16 protein-coding genes and 1 tRNA gene are annotated in these 15,147 nt (G+C 39.7%); 8 read left to right on the top strand and 9 right to left on the bottom strand.

Annotation, left to right across the window (positions count from 1 at the left end; translation table 11 throughout):
- Positions 1-169: 169 nt before the first annotated feature.
- From ABD682_RS05965 to ABD682_RS05930, 8 genes are all read right to left on the bottom strand, one after another.
- Positions 170-244: transfer RNA gene (locus tag ABD682_RS05965), tRNA-Val, on the bottom strand.
- Between the two features lie 62 nt (positions 245-306).
- On the bottom strand, positions 307-1,524 hold the full coding sequence (locus tag ABD682_RS05960) for a bifunctional folylpolyglutamate synthase/dihydrofolate synthase (protein WP_344740070.1): 1,218 nt from the start codon (positions 1,522-1,524) through the stop codon (positions 307-309).
- Positions 1,525-1,527: 3 nt separating this feature from the next.
- Entirely contained in the window at positions 1,528-2,373 is an 846-nt protein-coding gene (locus ABD682_RS05955) for an energy transducer TonB (RefSeq protein ID WP_344740068.1), read from the bottom strand.
- Entirely contained in the window at positions 2,373-2,765 is a 393-nt protein-coding gene (locus tag ABD682_RS05950; RefSeq protein WP_344740066.1) for an ExbD/TolR family protein, read from the bottom strand. The genes ABD682_RS05955 and ABD682_RS05950 overlap by 1 nt, the downstream gene beginning before the upstream one ends.
- Position 2,766: 1 nt before the next feature.
- Positions 2,767-3,468 (bottom strand): MotA/TolQ/ExbB proton channel family protein, encoded by a 702-nt coding sequence (locus tag ABD682_RS05945; protein ID WP_344740064.1) that lies wholly within the window; start codon positions 3,466-3,468, stop codon positions 2,767-2,769.
- Between the two features lie 53 nt (positions 3,469-3,521).
- Entirely contained in the window at positions 3,522-4,925 is a 1,404-nt protein-coding gene (gene nhaD, locus ABD682_RS05940; protein ID WP_344740062.1) for a sodium:proton antiporter NhaD, read from the bottom strand.
- Positions 4,926-4,935: 10 nt separating this feature from the next.
- The gene (locus ABD682_RS05935) at positions 4,936-6,162 is read right to left on the bottom strand and encodes a Glu/Leu/Phe/Val dehydrogenase dimerization domain-containing protein (protein ID WP_344740059.1); all 1,227 of its coding nucleotides are present in this window, start codon (positions 6,160-6,162) and stop codon (positions 4,936-4,938) included.
- Between the two features lie 153 nt (positions 6,163-6,315).
- Positions 6,316-7,380 (bottom strand): anhydro-N-acetylmuramic acid kinase, encoded by a 1,065-nt coding sequence (locus ABD682_RS05930; RefSeq protein WP_344740057.1) that lies wholly within the window; start codon positions 7,378-7,380, stop codon positions 6,316-6,318.
- Positions 7,381-7,475: 95 nt separating this feature from the next.
- Here ABD682_RS05930 and ABD682_RS05925 point away from each other — a divergent pair, with 95 nt between their 5' ends.
- The 6 genes from ABD682_RS05925 (at position 7,476) to ABD682_RS05900 (ending at position 12,059) form a co-directional block, all read left to right on the top strand.
- On the top strand, positions 7,476-8,618 hold the full coding sequence (locus ABD682_RS05925; RefSeq protein ID WP_344740055.1) for an acyl-CoA dehydrogenase: 1,143 nt from the start codon (positions 7,476-7,478) through the stop codon (positions 8,616-8,618).
- Between the two features lie 123 nt (positions 8,619-8,741).
- Complete coding sequence (locus ABD682_RS05920; RefSeq protein WP_344740053.1) at positions 8,742-9,077, top strand: arsenosugar biosynthesis-associated peroxidase-like protein; 336 nt, start codon at positions 8,742-8,744, stop codon at positions 9,075-9,077.
- A 3-nt stretch (positions 9,078-9,080) separates the two neighbouring features.
- On the top strand, positions 9,081-10,136 hold the full coding sequence (gene arsS / locus ABD682_RS05915) for an arsenosugar biosynthesis radical SAM (seleno)protein ArsS (protein WP_344740051.1): 1,056 nt from the start codon (positions 9,081-9,083) through the stop codon (positions 10,134-10,136).
- 1 nt (position 10,137) lies between these two features.
- Entirely contained in the window at positions 10,138-10,632 is a 495-nt protein-coding gene (locus ABD682_RS05910; protein WP_344740049.1) for a rhodanese-like domain-containing protein, read from the top strand.
- The gene (locus ABD682_RS05905) at positions 10,625-11,263 is read left to right on the top strand and encodes a TIGR04282 family arsenosugar biosynthesis glycosyltransferase (RefSeq protein ID WP_344740047.1); all 639 of its coding nucleotides are present in this window, start codon (positions 10,625-10,627) and stop codon (positions 11,261-11,263) included. Before ABD682_RS05910 ends, ABD682_RS05905 begins: the two co-directional genes overlap by 8 nt.
- Positions 11,247-12,059, top strand: a complete 813-nt coding sequence (locus ABD682_RS05900) for a purine-nucleoside phosphorylase (protein ID WP_344740045.1) — start codon at positions 11,247-11,249, stop codon at positions 12,057-12,059. Before ABD682_RS05905 ends, ABD682_RS05900 begins: the two co-directional genes overlap by 17 nt.
- A 282-nt stretch (positions 12,060-12,341) precedes the next feature.
- Here ABD682_RS05900 and ABD682_RS05895 read toward each other — a convergent pair whose 3' ends face one another.
- Positions 12,342-12,989, bottom strand: a complete 648-nt coding sequence (locus ABD682_RS05895) for a hypothetical protein (RefSeq protein WP_344740043.1) — start codon at positions 12,987-12,989, stop codon at positions 12,342-12,344.
- Positions 12,990-13,259: 270 nt separating this feature from the next.
- Here ABD682_RS05895 and arsM point away from each other — a divergent pair, with 270 nt between their 5' ends.
- Positions 13,260-14,228 carry an arsenosugar biosynthesis arsenite methyltransferase ArsM gene (arsM, locus tag ABD682_RS05890; RefSeq protein ID WP_344740041.1) on the top strand — a complete coding sequence of 323 codons (969 nt, stop codon included), beginning with the start codon at positions 13,260-13,262 and terminating at the stop codon, positions 14,226-14,228.
- Positions 14,229-14,257: 29 nt separating this feature from the next.
- Positions 14,258-15,145 (top strand): sterol desaturase family protein, encoded by an 888-nt coding sequence (locus tag ABD682_RS05885; protein WP_344740039.1) that lies wholly within the window; start codon positions 14,258-14,260, stop codon positions 15,143-15,145.
- The last annotated feature ends 2 nt before the right edge of the window (positions 15,146-15,147 follow it).

Genomic DNA, 15,147 nt, shown 5'->3' with positions numbered 1-15,147 from the left:
TTTCAGGGTCTATCTGATTTAGAGCTTAGATGCTGAAACAAGTTCAGCATGACAAAATTTGTTGATATTCGGGAGACTTGAATATGTACATCAGAAAGTGTACTGCTTTGAAAATAGTGTAAACAAAAAAAAACGCTCGAGTAAACTCGGCGTTTTTTCTATTTATTCGTGGGCGCGAAGGGATTCGAACCCCTGACCCTTTGGGTGTAAACCAAATGCTCTGAACCAACTGAGCTACGCGCCCTCTAAATTGGACTGCAAATATAAATTAGTTTTTAATACTGCAAAAACTTTTTTATAAATATTTTAAATAATTTCGGCCACTACAAAAGTGCTTCCACCAACAAAGATCACATCTTCATTTGACGCTTTTTCTAAAGCCATTTTATACGCTTCATTAACTGAGCTGTACGTATTTCCATGGAAACCATATTTTAGGAATTCGTTCTTTAAAATTTCTGCGTCAAGTCCTCTGGGAATATTCGGTCTGCAGAAATAATAATGTGCCGTTTTCGGAAATAAAGGAATAATCCGACTTAAATCTTTATCGTTTACCACGCCAATCACCAGGTGCAAACTTTTTGCATTTAAGGTTTCCAATTGCTGCATGACGTAAGTTAAACCTTCTTTGTTATGTGCCGTATCGCAAATCGCTAATGGTTGTTGTTGTAAAACTTGCCAACGCCCCAATAAGCCGGTATTTTTTACTACATGAGACAAACCCTTTTCTATAGCCTCATCAGAAATACCCCAACCATTTCGACGTAATTCGTAAAGTGTTTGAACCGCCGTTTTGATATTTTTTGCCTGATATATGCCTTTCAGGTCGGATATATACGTTGCATATTCCATGGCATCTGCGAACTTAATTTCAACGTTTTTCTCTTTCGCAATGCGGTTGAAAACGGGTGCCGTTTCTTTTTGAGTTTCCCCAATGACAACCGGTACTCCCGGTTTTATAATGCCCCCTTTTTCTTCGGCAATTTTTTCAAGGGTATCTCCAAGGAATTGCATATGATCGAATCCAATATTGGTAATTACTGATACTTCCGGAGTAATAATATTTGTAGAATCCAGGCGACCTCCCATGCCTACTTCAATAATGGCGATATCAACATTCTGTTCCTTAAAATATTGAAAAGCCATTCCAACGGTCATTTCAAAAAACGACAAGGCATGAGATTCAAAAAAAGACTTATGTTTTGCAATAAAATCCATTACATAGCCTTTTGAAACGGGTTCACCATTAATCTTAATGCGTTCCCTAAAATCCTTTAAATGGGGTGACGTATACAAACCTACCTTATAACCGGCTTCCTGTAATACCGAAGCGATCATATGGCTTGTAGACCCTTTGCCATTTGTACCGGCAACATGAACAGATTTAAATCCGGTTTCAGGATGATCAAGGTAATCTGTAAGAATTAAAGTGTTTGAAAGATCCGCTTTATAGGCAGCTTTTCCCTGATGTTGATACATAGGAAGCTGTGCAAACATCCAATGGAGGGTTTCTTTATATGACATGGGTTATTGACCCAATTTGAAGTTAACTTTTACGAAGCCTATTTGTTTTACTGGCGCATTATAGTCTGCAGGCCATTTATGAGATAAGGCAATTTTTTTCGCAGGTTCTAATAAACATGGATCAGTATTGGTGGTACCTTTAACTCCCGGGATAGCTTCGATAACGTTTCCCGCCTGGTTCACGGTTATTTTAACAATCACCAAACCGGACTCGTTACACTCTTGTTTTAAGGTTCTATAGGTTGCACGACCCCGTCCATTTAAACCATAACCCACTCCGCCACTTCCGGTACCTTCGCCACCAAAATAACTTGGCGCATAGGGATCGCCATTGAGTTGCCCTTTATCTCCGGAAACCGAATCATCACCCTCACTTCCTGTTGGGCCATCAGATCTACTAACTCCGCCTATCAAAGCATCAAGCTTTTTCTTTTTTTCTTCCTGTTCGCGCTTTTCTTCCGCAATACGCTCGGCTTCAGCCTTGGCTTTTGCTTCGGCTATAGCCTTGGCCTTGGCCTCTGCTTCCTTTTGTTTTTTTATAGCAATGTCTTCGGCATTATCGGCCGTTAAAACCTCTTCTTTTGCTTCCGCTGATTTTGTTGGCTCTGCAGCCGTTTTTTCAGTTTGTGGTGGTGTTTCTACCTGTTTTGGCTCAGATTTAACCGGTTGTTTAGGCTGCACAATTCCACTTCCAAAATTACTATTACCAAAATTAACAGCGACACCATATTCTTCAGGAGGATCCATGTAAGGGGTTCCCACTACAAATAATAGTAGTAAAAGAATAATAGCGATAAGCGCCGTGAGCTTCGCCGAATCCTTCTCGTATTTTGTTTTAAAATAGCTCATTAATTAGGCCGTACGGCTAAAATAACTTTAACTTTATTTCGGTTGGCAATATCCATAACCTTAACCACATTCTCAACAGGTACTGATTTTTCAGCACGTAAAATGATAGTTGGTTTTGCCTGATCCGATAGGGCTGCCATCAATTCATTTTCCAGAATACTTTCACCAACCCGCTTTTGATCGATATAATAGGTTAAATCTTTTTTGATACTCACCGAAACCGATTTTTTATTCTCGGTTTTTCCACTGGCTTTTGGCAACACAATATCAATAGCGTTGGTTGTTACCAGGGTTGAGGCGATCATAAAAAAGATAAGCAAAAGGAACACAATATCTGTCATTGACGACATATTGAATTCCGGTGTTACCTTGTTTCTTCCTCTAAAATTCATATTACGTAGGTTCGTTTAAGTGATCTAGGAATTCCAAAGAATTAGCTTCCATTTGATATACTACTTTATCGGTACGAACTACCAGATGGTTGTAGGCAATATAGGCTACAATTCCGACGATAAGTCCAGCCACTGTGGTGGTCATAGCGGTGTAAAGACCGCCTGCCAGTACATCCATTTGGATTGTTCCTCCCGAATTCGCCAATTCAAAAATGGCAAGAATCATACCAACAACGGTTCCAAGGAACCCGATCATTGGGGCCGCTCCTGAAATTGTCGCAAGTATACTTACGTTCTTCTCAAGACCATAAATTTCCAATCGTCCTGCATTTTCTATGGCGGTATTTATATCCGCCAGAGGTTTTCCTATTCTGGAAATTCCTTTTCCAATTAATCGTGATACCGGCGTATTTAATTGTGCACATAACAATTGTGCTGCTTCTATTTTACCGTTACTCACATGGTCTTTAATTTGATTCATAAAGTTAGCATCTACTTTAGAAGCGGCTTTTATAGCGAATAAGCGTTCAAAATAAATGTAACAAGCTATAATTAGGAGCACGAATAATACGGCAATAATTAATTGACCGGCTAAACCGCCACTAGTTATAAGTTCAATGATAGATAATGACTTCTCAACAGGCTCACTATTCGCGGCAGCCTGAGCAGCATCTGTTTGGGTTTGTAATAATTTTAAAAGCATATAATGGTTGTTTATTGCAATTGTATAACGTAGGTTTTTGTTTTAAAGTATGTTTAAAATAAGGTCCTGGTAACCATAAAGGCCGCAGCACCCACGAGGAAACCAATTAATGCCAACCATGATATCTTCTTCAAATACCAGAAGAAATTGATTTTTTCCATGCCCATGGCTACTACACCGGCAGCAGAACCAATAATAAGCATCGATCCTCCGGTACCTGCAGAATAGGCTACAAAATGCCATAATTCGTTATCGATAGGTTCGTGGAACATACCTAAGGTGGCAGCCACTAAAGGCACATTATCAATGATTGCCGAACCAACACCAAGAAGCAAGATTACGATATCGGAAACCGTATGAGCTTCATAAGCATAGTGTGTTTCGGTTCCGAGAAGCGGCATATGCTGTTGTAACGACTCTGCAAAATTAAATAGGATCCCCAGCGATTCCAGTGCCGCAACGGCCATCAAAATCCCTAAGAAAAACAGAATACTAGGTAATTCGATCCTTGATAAGGAATGATGCACCGGACTGTGATGTGCAGCAGCATCGCTTTCTTCAGAATCATACTCGGTCATACTGAATTTTGAGCTACTATAAATTTCTGCGAAAATCGCAACAACGCCTAATGAAAGCATCATACCAACGTATGGAGGCAAGTGTGTGATCATTTTAAAAACAGGAACAAAAACAATAGCTCCTAATCCTAAATAAAGCATGGTGCCACTAAATCTGGATTTTTTCTTTTCTTCGGTATCATCAAATTCGAGATCGCCTTTGAAAACGGGCAGGAAGGATGCAATTAATGAAGGCACAGCCATACACAGGAAAGATGGTACAAAGAGATAACCCAACAAATGACTGGTAGTAACTTTTTTACCAATCCATAACATGGTGGTGGTAACGTCGCCTATTGGAGACCATGCTCCTCCGGCATTTGCCGCAATAATAATCAAACCGGCATACCACAGTCTTACCTCACGGTCTTTTACCACCTTCTGAAGTATCGAAATCAGTACGATTGTTGCCGTAAGGTTATCGATGATCGCAGAAAGAAAAAAGGCTAAAAGTGAAAACACCCAAAGAATTTTTCTTTTACTCTTGGTATGAACAAAATCTTTAATTGTTGAAAAGCCATCGAAATAATCAATGATCTCAACGATGGTCATGGCACCCAGAAGGAATACTAAAATTTCAGACGTTTTTCCCAAATGATGTAGCAAGGTTTCCTCCATCAGATCGATTTTCTGCACGTGATCTAACAGACCAAAATTTTCCATCAGCGTATGTTCCGCAGAATCAAACCAATTGGGAAACGCATCAATACCCAAAGAAATGAGAGCCCACATTAAGGCCATCATGACCAGAGCAGGGATAAGTTTGTCTATTTTTAAACTGTGTTCAAGGGTTATCGCTAAATAACCCATCGCAAATATTAAAATAATTAGAGCATCCATGTGGTAAAATTTAAATAAGTTGGTTTAATGCAATTTCAAAAGCAGTGGCGCTTATCCCTGTTTTTGAATTGTTTTTATTATGTATTCTCTCAATCGCTTCTTTTATGCGATTGGATGTATCATTAAAAATGGCTTCATCTGTCATCTGCACACGGCGCTCCATAAAATAAGCAAAAACTCGTGCCATTCCGCAATTCGATATGAAATCCGGTATTAAACTCACACGAGTGTCTGTTTGCTCCATTATGGGCCCGAAGAAAATTTCTTTATCAGCAAAAGGCACATTAGCCCCGCACGAAATAACTTCCAGACCACTTCCAATCATCTCATCAATCTGATCGCGGGTAATCAAACGCGATGCTGCACAAGGCGCAAAGATTTCAGTTTGAATTTCCCAAATTCTTTTATTGATCTCCTCGAAAGGAATAAGATCATCCGCTTTCAAGGTATTTCCATTTTTAGCTAAAAATAAGGTTTTAATTTCTTCAAACGAAAAACCTTCCTCATTAATTAACCCTCCGGCAATATCAATAATGCCTACAATCTTCGCGCCCATTTGCGACAAATAGTAGGCTGCAGCAGCGCCAACATTACCAAATCCCTGGATTACAGCGCGCTTTCCTATAACCTCGCCACCATAAATATCGTAAAAATGTTTGACAGCTTCAGCAACACCAAATCCGGTGATCATATCTGCTACCGTATATTTTCGCCTTACATCGGGTGAATAGATTGGATTTTCGATCACTTTGATCACACCTTGACGTAATTGTCCTATTCTATTTATTTTATCAGCTTCCGTGGGTTTAAAATGTCCGTTAAAAACACCTTCCTGTGGGTGCCAAACACCACTTTCTTCAGTGATCGGAATCACCTCGTGAATTTCATCAACATTCAAATCCCCACCGGTACCGTAGTAACTTTTCAATAATGGCGATACGGCTTTATACCAGCGCTCTAAAACACCTTTTTTCCTTGGGTCATGCGGATCGAAATTGATACCCGACTTTGCGCCTCCAATGGGCGGACCGGAAACGGTAAATTTGATCTCCATGGTTTTAGCAAGTGATAAAACCTCATTCATATCCAGCCCTTTTCGCATCCTGGTTCCTCCACCGGCGGCGCCACCGCGCAGGGAGTTAATAACAACCCAGCCTTCAGCATCGGTCTCAGAATCTTTCCAGTTAAAAACTATCTCCGGGGCTTTATTTTCATATTTCTTTAATAATTCTTTCATTTCTAATTAATTATGTTTTCGTTTCGCTTTTTTGTGTTTTTTTGGATGGCATTTCATGAAGCGTAGCTACAACTGTGTCATTAGAAAAGGGTTTCGATTATTAATTCAACAAATATAAAAAACTAAAAGGCTTCACGGTTAAAAATGCCCTATTTATGGTGTAAATATTTTACCGGAACTGTGGTTTTTGGAGGCTCCTGTAACACTTTTCAAACAATTTACTTCGTCACGCAATTTTAAAACCCCTAGAAAACCAAAAATGAGCGCTTCTTTAAATTCAACAAGATCAGAATTCGGGATATGAAGTTGATTTGAGGTTTTTTCTCTTAACCGATCTATTAAAAAAGTATGGTATGCCCCACCTCCGGTAATAAGCACGGTAGCGCCGGTTGTTGTGTTTAGCACTTCACTGATTTGATCAGTAATATGCTCAGTAAATGTTCTCAGCACAATTTCTACCGGCAGATCCATCTTATTGATTCGTGGAAGAATTTCTGAATTGACCCATTCTATACCTAGAGATTTCGGAAATGGCAAAGCATAAAAATCTAGATCATTCAAACGCTTTAAAAGTAGATCATCTACAGAACCTTTTGAAGCCATAGAACCTTCATTATCATATTCAAAACCTAAGCGATTCGCATAATGATTAAGTACACTGTTAACCGGGCAAATATCATACGCGATACGCTCACCCTCGTTTTCAAAAGAAATATTAGCAAAACCACCTAAATTCAAACAGAAAGTATAATCAGAAAACAACAGTTTGTCTCCAATAGGAACCAAAGGAGCACCTTGCCCGCCCAAAGCCACATCTTGTGCTCTGAAATCACAAACTACGGTTTGTTTTAATTTTTTTGAAAGCATAGAGAGATTCCCTATTTGATAGGTGTAACCCTTGGCCGGTTCATGTTTTGCTGTATGCCCGTGAGAGCAAACCGCATCTATCCCGTTTATATGATTTTTAGAAATAAACCTTTGAATAATATGAGCTAAAAATTCGGTGTAATCGGCATCTATTTCACGCAATTGTACCTCTGAAAATGTTACCAAATGTTTTAAGGTTTGATACCAGGTTTCAGGATATTTTACCGTTTCAGAATGGTGTATCGTATAACGCCATTTTTCTTCAAATTCAAATGTAACATCAACCAGATCGATACCATCGAGAGAGGTGCCAGACATGACGCCAATAACCCGAAATAAATTTTTCTTCATATTGGGGTAAAAATAACAATCAAAATTGAAAAATTCACATCAAAACGGTATATTTGTAAACTTTTTTATAAAAAACAACCTAATAATTACGAATTATGGATTTTAGCCTTACTGAAGAACACCTCATGATACGCGATGCCGCTCGAGATTTTGCCCAAACTGAATTACTTCCGGGTGTCATTGAACGTGATGAAAAACAGGAGTTTCCCGATGAACTTGTGAAGAAAATGGGAGAGCTCGGATTTATGGGGATTATGGTAGACCCGAAATACGGCGGTAGTGGTATGGATACCATTTCCTATGTTTTGATCATGGAGGAATTGTCTAAAATAGATGCTTCAGCTTCTGTGATTGTTTCGGTAAATAACTCTTTGGTTTGTTACGGTATCGAAAAATATGGTTCAGAGGCTCAAAAAGAAACATATTTACCAAAACTTGCCACAGGCGAATTCGTAGGTGCTTTTTGTTTAAGCGAACCTGAAGCCGGTAGTGATGCTACTTCACAACGCACCACAGCCATTGACAAAGGTGATTATTACCTTTTGAATGGGACTAAGAACTGGATCACTAATGGTGGTCGCGCCGATGTATATCTTGTGATCGCACAAACCGATAAAGACAAAGGTTCCCACGGAATTAATGCATTTATTGTGGAACGCGGCACGGAAGGTTTTCATATCGGACCCAAAGAAAACAAATTAGGTATCCGCGGAAGCGACACACATACCCTGCAATTCAATGATGTAAAAGTGCCAAAAGAAAATCGTATTGGTGCTAACGGATCAGGTTTCCGCTTTGCGATGAAAACTCTTTCCGGAGGACGTATCGGTATTGCGGCCCAAGCTTTAGGAATTGCTTCTGGCGCTTATGAGCTAGCGCTTAAGTATTCTAAAGAGCGTAAAGCCTTTGGAACAGAGATCAGTAATCATCAGGCGATTGCTTTTAAACTTGCCGACATGTATACTGATATTGCTGCAGCGCGTCATTTGGTAATGCAGGCGGCCTGGGATAAAGATCAGGGTAATAACTATGATAAATCCAGTGCTATGGCAAAACTTTACGCCTCGAAAGTCGCTATGGAACACACGGTAGAGGCGGTACAAATTCACGGAGGAAATGGTTTTGTGAAGGAATACCACGTGGAACGTTTGATGCGTGATGCGAAAATTACACAGATCTATGAAGGAACTTCCGAAATTCAAAAGATTGTAATTTCAAGAAGCGTACTACGAGACTAATCCTGTATAATTTCAATAGATAAAACTAAAAGACGCCGCACTGAGGCGTCTTTTTTTTGTTAAGAAAGCTTAAAGTTTTCGACTTTACACATATCTATCTTTATCTTTAGAAAAAAAAGAATCATGCAAAAAACATATTACGACCCTGCCGACCTCAAAAAATTTGGAAACATAAGCGACTGGAACGAAGAACTCGGCGCTAAGTTTTTCGATTATTATTCTAAAGTATTTGAAGAAGGCGCCCTTACCGCAAGAGAAAAATCACTTATTGCATTAGCTGTGGCTCATACCATTCAGTGTCCGTATTGTATTGACGCCTACACCGGTGATGGTTTACAGCGCGGCATAACCAAGGAAGAGATGATGGAAGCACTTCATGTGGCTGGCGCTATTCGTGGCGGTGCCTCTCTGGTACACGGCGTGCAAATGATGAATAAAGTGAATAAACTCGATATGTAATTTATGACGATAAAATCACTACACAAGCGTGAAAGCGATTTAGCCCAAAGTAAAAATCAACTGGAAATTTTATCGAACGGAATCTTCCGCAATGGTGATTTACCAAAATTCAAGGATAAGATCGCAGAAACGAATCAATTTCCCCTTAAGGCAAAACCTTTGGAAATCCTGCAGATCAACGTGGGTTACATGTGCAATCAGGTATGCAAGCATTGCCACGTGGATGCCGGTCCGGACCGCAAAGAGATCATGACGCGTGAAACCATGCAACAATGTTTGGACGTTATAAAAAATACCGGCGCCCATACTTTGGACCTTACCGGTGGAGCGCCTGAAATGAATCCGAATTTCCGTTGGTTCGTTGAAGAAGCTTCAAAAATTGGTGTTAAGGATTTTATAGTTCGTTCCAATTTAACCATCATCCGTGCCAACAAAAAGTATCACGATCTACCGGAATTTTTCAAAAAACACAAGGTGCATGTGGTAAGTTCCATGCCGCACTGGACGCGCGGAAAAACTGACAAACAACGTGGCGACGGTGTTTTTGATAGTTCTATAAAAGCACTTCAAGAACTTAATGCCGTAGGTTATGGCATGCCTGGTAGCGACTTAAAGCTGGATCTGGTTTATAATCCTTCGGGCGCATTTCTTCCCGGCGATCAAGCTTCCATGGAAAAAGATTTTAAAAAAGCCTTGTTGGAAGATTTCAATATTCATTTTCATAATTTATTCGCCATTACCAATTTACCGATATCACGTTTTTTGGAATACCTGATCGCATCAGAGAATTATGAAGATTATATGTATAATCTGGTTGAAGCTTACAATCCGGCTGCCGTGGCTAACGTGATGTGCACCAATACCCTTTCTGTGAGTTGGGATGGGTATTTATACGATTGCGATTTTAACCAAATGCTGGAACTACCCGTGAATAGCAACGTGAAACATATCAGTGAATATAATGAAGACCTTTTGGAAGGTCGCGAGATCGTCATTTCTCAACACTGTTATGGTTGCACTGCAGGAGCCGGAAGTAGTTGTCAGGGATCTGTAGCTTAACATGAAAAAGGGTGTCATATTTTTATTTCTGGTTGGAACGCTTACCTGTTTTTCGCAGAACAGCTTAGTAAATGTTCTAAAAAAGTATAATAAAAATGAGGTTTCTTACATCATGCCGGACCAATTAAATCCGGATAATCCCAAACTCATTTTGTTAGACGCCCGGGAGAATAAGGAATATCAGGTTAGCCATATCAAAAACGCAAAAGAGGTAGGTTACAAACACTTCGATCTTAAAAGAACGGAGGCGCTTATTCCCAATAAAACCAGTAACATCGTTGTATATTGTACTATTGGTGTGCGTTCTGAGAATATAGCTACAAAATTAAAAAAAGCGGGTTATTCCAATGTGTTCAATTTATACGGTGGCATTATTGAATGGAAAAACAAAAAGCATCTCGTTTATAATAAACAGAACAAACTGACGGATAGTATTCACACCTTTTCCAAACCATGGGGTAAGTGGTTAACAAATGGCATTTCGGTTTATGACTAAAGATCTCATTATTGTATTTGTAAAAAATGCTGTTCCCGGAAGGGTGAAAACGCGTTTGGCAAAATCCATTGGCGATCAGGCCGCTTTTGAGGTTTATGAATCCCTCGTTAACCTCACAAAAGATACCTTAGTCCGTTTAAAACACGACAAACAGGTTTATTTTTCTGAAACCCTTGAATCTAGGGGCTGGAAAGGTTTTGAAAAACACGTTCAGGAAGGTTCTGATCTGGGAGAACGCATGCACAAGGGCTTTCAAAAAGGATTTCAAGATGGATATCAGCGCATTATTCTCATCGGCTCTGACTTGCCGGATATCAATGCTAAACTTATAAAAAAGGCTTTAGAAGCCTTAAACCAAAACACCCTGGTTTTCGGTCCGGCCCACGATGGTGGTTACTACTTGATCGGGATGTCTGAATTACAATCACAGGTTTTTAAAAACAAGGCCTGGAGCACCTCAACCTTACTTGAATCAACACTTCAGGAACTCGATAATAAAAACATAACTTATGGTTTATTGGAAACTTTGAATGACATCGATACCTTTGAGGATCTAAAGAAATCATCATTTTACAAAAGCAACAACATCCTTCGACAAAAAATAGAACAACATTATGGAGAAGATCATTGAAGAAACAGTAACCTACCTAAAAGACAAAGGCTTCGAAAACCCTGAAATAGGGATCATTCTTGGTACCGGTTTAGGGCAACTTATTGAAGAGATCAATATTTTCAACGAGGCCAGCTACAACCATATTCCTAATTTCCCAACAGCCACGGTTGAGTTTCATAAAGGAAAACTTATTTATGGCGAATTAGAAGGAAAAACCATTGTGGTGATGCAAGGTCGTTTTCATCTTTACGAGGGCTACACACTACAGGATGTTACTTTTCCGGTGCGCATTATGGAGAAACTGGGTATTCAAACCTTATTAGTTTCAAATGCTGCGGGAGCCATCAATCTTGATTTCAAAAAAGGCGAACTGATGCTCATCGAAGACCATATCAACCTGCAAGGTAGTTCTCCTCTGGCGTTTAAAGGTGTGGAATTTCTGGGAGAACGGTTTACAGATATGAGTGCGCCTTATGACGCCGAGATCAACAAGCAATTCAAAGCTATCGCCAAACGAAAAAATATCAGGCTGCACGAAGGCGTGTACGCTAGTGTGGTTGGACCCCAACTTGAAACTCGTGCCGAATATCGCATGCTCAAGATCATGGGTGCCGATGCCGTAGGAATGAGCACCGTTCCGGAAATAATCGTAGCAAATCATCTTAAATTGAAGGCTGCCGCCGTTTCTGTACTCACTGATGAATGCGATCCTGACAATTTAGAACCGGTAGATATTCAGGATATTATTGCCAATGCAGGAAAGGCCGAACCTAACATGATCACGCTGTTTAAAGAATTAATAAGAACACTTTAAATTTGGGGCGTTACCGCAATGGTCGGGCCTTCGGGAGTTGCACTTTCAAGGCGCTTGAGGAGATTACCACGTCGTTGCCTCCTCGTAATGACGAATCGGAACGTCATTGCGAACCAAGTGAAGCAATCTCATGATTAGAAATTCATTTCATTAGGTTACCACGTCGTTGCCTCCTCGTAATGACGAATTGAAACGTCATTGATAACAAAGTGAAGCCATCTTATGATTAGAAATTCATTTCATAAGATTACCACGTCGTTACCTCCTCGTAATGACGAATTCCTAATAACAATCGCAATCCGTTCTTCTAAACCTGAATATCAATCCAAAATTATGTTGGAAATGCTTGGTTAAATACGATTCAAAACTGTGCTTATAGGTCGTATCGATACTCAAACCAAAGGTCTCTGAAATCCAATACTTCAAACCAATACTGGCATTGAGTGTCCCCGCGCCTACCAGACTTTGCTCCAAATTTGAATTGGAATTATAAGCACCTTCATGAATCCAGGTATAGCCAAAACCAGCGGCGATATACGGCTCAAGATTTTCGTTTTTGAATATTTTTTTCAGATCCTTATTGATCATCGCATCAACACCAATATAATTCAAGCTATTTACATTAGCCGAATACTGCCCGGGAAATTCCCCCCAACGTGTGATACTGTTAAAAGATCCTCTTAAACTAACAAATACATCATCTTTAAAATAGTACCCAAAACGAGCACTCGGGATACCAAAATTCCAGTGATCATTAGCATTAAAAAATTCATCGAATAAAGGTCCTTGGGGCGCGTTTTCTCCAACAGGATAAACGTCTACAACATTAGCTCCAATTTCAAAAAACCAGGGACTTCTGTCGGTTCCAATTTGGGCAAATCCCGAATGTCCTGCAAGGAGCAGCATAGAAAAAATAAAAAATCTTCTCATAATTTTCTTTTAGTGGTTAATTCATTTTGGTGCAGCAAAAAGCCGCTTTGGTTAATTACTAAAACGTATCTATAATGCATATTGTGTCGTGAGGGAGGCAACCAATAAGCGACACGCTACAGTTTGGTTTACGTGTTACTTACGATATTTTTCGCAAAATAGATGTTTTTGGGCAGTAATAAAAATCAAAAAACCTAAGGATCGCATCTGACTTGTTATGTTTTATTAGGCAAAACGACTTATCTTGTGCATCACATTAATTGCACCTATATGAGTTATCACGAAACCACCCAGAATGTTTACAAAGAAGCAGCCCTAACCCCAGATATTGGGCTTTGCTGTACAACAAATCCTATTTGGGAACTCCCTGGATTGAAAATTCCAAAGATCATGCAGGAGATGAATTATGGGTGTGGCAGCACAGTGCACCCTCGTGATCTGGCAAACAATCCTAAAATGTTATATGTTGGTGTAGGCGGTGGCATGGAATTGCTGCAATTTGCATATTTCAACCGCCAAAAAGGTGGTGTTGTAGGTATTGATGTGGTAGACGAAATGCTTGAAGCTTCACGGAAGAATTTTAAAGAAGCTGAAGCTCAAAACCCATGGTTTAAAAGTGAATTTGTTGATCTTAAAAAAGGCGACGCACTGAACTTACCTGTAGAAGATAACAGTATTGATGTGGCGGCACAGAATTGTTTATTTAATATTTTCAAGACCGATGATCTTAAAAAAGCAATTTCTGAAATGTACAGGGTTTTGAAACCTCACGGACGTCTGGTAATGAGCGATCCAACCTGCGAACAGCCCATGAACGACACCTTGCGTAACGATGATCGCTTGCGAGCACTGTGTTTAAGTGGTAGTTTACCCATCAAGGAATACGTAAAAATGCTTACCGATGCCGGTTTTGGCACGATTGAAATTCGTGCTCGTAAACCCTATCGCATATTAGATCCTAAACATTATCCAACGGATGAGTTGATTTACATAGAATCTATAGAAGTTGCTGCCATTAAAGATCCGATGCCTGAAGACGGCCCGTGTATTTTTACCGGTAAAGCTGCTATTTATTATGGGGAAGACGATTATTTTGATGATAACAAAGGCCATGTGCTCCTACAGAATCAACCTCTGGCGGTTTGTGATAAAACCGCAGGAGCCCTTGCTGCGTTGCATCGTGATGATATATTTATCAGTCCGTCCACTTACCATTACGATGGTGGCGGCTGTTGCTAAATTTAATATTCTAGAGTGTAAAATAGGCCATGGAAAAGTATTGGGACATTTTATTGAACGCCTATTCCGGTTACTGGAATTATCTGAAAAAAGAATTTCTATTTCAAAACCAATGGGATAATTATTTCTATGGATTAATTCTCATTTCACTGATCGTTTGGCTTTTAGAAGCTGCTTTCCCATGGCGTAAAAATCAGGCCTTATTCCGTAAAGATTTTTGGTTGGATACCTTTTACATGTTTTTCAATTTTTTTCTGTTGAATCTGATCATCCTTATTGCTCTTTCCAACACAGCTGAAGCTGCCTTAAACGATGTTCTGAATCTTATAGGGTTAAATCTTGCTGAATTACGACTATTCAATGCAGATGATCTTCCAAAATGGCTGGGCTTACTCATTTTCTTTTTGGTGAGTGATTTTGTGCAATGGAACACCCACCGATTATTACACCGGGTACCCTGGCTTTGGAATTTTCACAAGGTTCATCATTCCGTTAAGGAAATGGGATTTGCAGCGCATTTAAGATATCACTGGATGGAACCTGTGGTTTACAAATCATTACTCTATATCCCCTTGGCCCTGGTTGCTAATTATCATGCTCAAGATGTTGCTATTGTTTACTTTTTTACCATCGCCATCGGACATTTGAATCATGCCAACCTGGGTTGGGATTACGGTATCCTGAAGTACATTTTTAATAATCCAAAAATGCACATTTGGCATCATGCCAAAGAATTACCAAACCACGCACGCTACGGGGTTAATTACGGTTTAACGCTTAGTATTTGGGATTATATTTTTAGAACTGATTTCGTTCCTCATGATGGTCGGGATATTGAATTAGGCTTTGCCAATGACGAGACCTTTCCCAAGGATTTTATGCACCAAGAGCTTTATCCACTTAAAAAAAAGCAGTAAAT

The organism is Gaetbulibacter aestuarii (assembly GCF_039537665.1).
Lineage (GTDB): Bacteria > Bacteroidota > Bacteroidia > Flavobacteriales > Flavobacteriaceae > Gaetbulibacter_A > Gaetbulibacter_A aestuarii.
Note: the sequence above shows the minus strand (reverse complement) of the source record. Positions and strands in the feature narration are given on the sequence as shown.

Bases quoted from the DNA above. Each gene is read 5' to 3' on its own strand.
- ABD682_RS05960 (WP_344740070.1), bottom strand. From the start codon at position 1,524: ATGTCATATAAAGAAACCCTCCATTGGATGTTTGCACAGCTTCCTATG.
- ABD682_RS05955 (WP_344740068.1), bottom strand. From the start codon at position 2,373: ATGAGCTATTTTAAAACAAAATACGAGAAGGATTCGGCGAAGCTCACG.
- ABD682_RS05950 (WP_344740066.1), bottom strand. From the start codon at position 2,765: ATGAATTTTAGAGGAAGAAACAAGGTAACACCGGAATTCAATATGTCG.
- ABD682_RS05945 (WP_344740064.1), bottom strand. From the start codon at position 3,468: ATGCTTTTAAAATTATTACAAACCCAAACAGATGCTGCTCAGGCTGCC.
- nhaD (WP_344740062.1), bottom strand. From the start codon at position 4,925: ATGGATGCTCTAATTATTTTAATATTTGCGATGGGTTATTTAGCGATA.
- ABD682_RS05935 (WP_344740059.1), bottom strand. From the start codon at position 6,162: ATGAAAGAATTATTAAAGAAATATGAAAATAAAGCCCCGGAGATAGTT.
- ABD682_RS05930 (WP_344740057.1), bottom strand. From the start codon at position 7,380: ATGAAGAAAAATTTATTTCGGGTTATTGGCGTCATGTCTGGCACCTCT.
- ABD682_RS05925 (WP_344740055.1), top strand. From the start codon at position 7,476: ATGGATTTTAGCCTTACTGAAGAACACCTCATGATACGCGATGCCGCT.
- ABD682_RS05920 (WP_344740053.1), top strand. From the start codon at position 8,742: ATGCAAAAAACATATTACGACCCTGCCGACCTCAAAAAATTTGGAAAC.
- arsS (WP_344740051.1), top strand. From the start codon at position 9,081: ATGACGATAAAATCACTACACAAGCGTGAAAGCGATTTAGCCCAAAGT.
- ABD682_RS05910 (WP_344740049.1), top strand. From the start codon at position 10,138: ATGAAAAAGGGTGTCATATTTTTATTTCTGGTTGGAACGCTTACCTGT.
- ABD682_RS05905 (WP_344740047.1), top strand. From the start codon at position 10,625: ATGACTAAAGATCTCATTATTGTATTTGTAAAAAATGCTGTTCCCGGA.
- ABD682_RS05900 (WP_344740045.1), top strand. From the start codon at position 11,247: ATGGAGAAGATCATTGAAGAAACAGTAACCTACCTAAAAGACAAAGGC.
- ABD682_RS05895 (WP_344740043.1), bottom strand. From the start codon at position 12,989: ATGAGAAGATTTTTTATTTTTTCTATGCTGCTCCTTGCAGGACATTCG.
- arsM (WP_344740041.1), top strand. From the start codon at position 13,260: ATGAGTTATCACGAAACCACCCAGAATGTTTACAAAGAAGCAGCCCTA.
- ABD682_RS05885 (WP_344740039.1), top strand. From the start codon at position 14,258: ATGGAAAAGTATTGGGACATTTTATTGAACGCCTATTCCGGTTACTGG.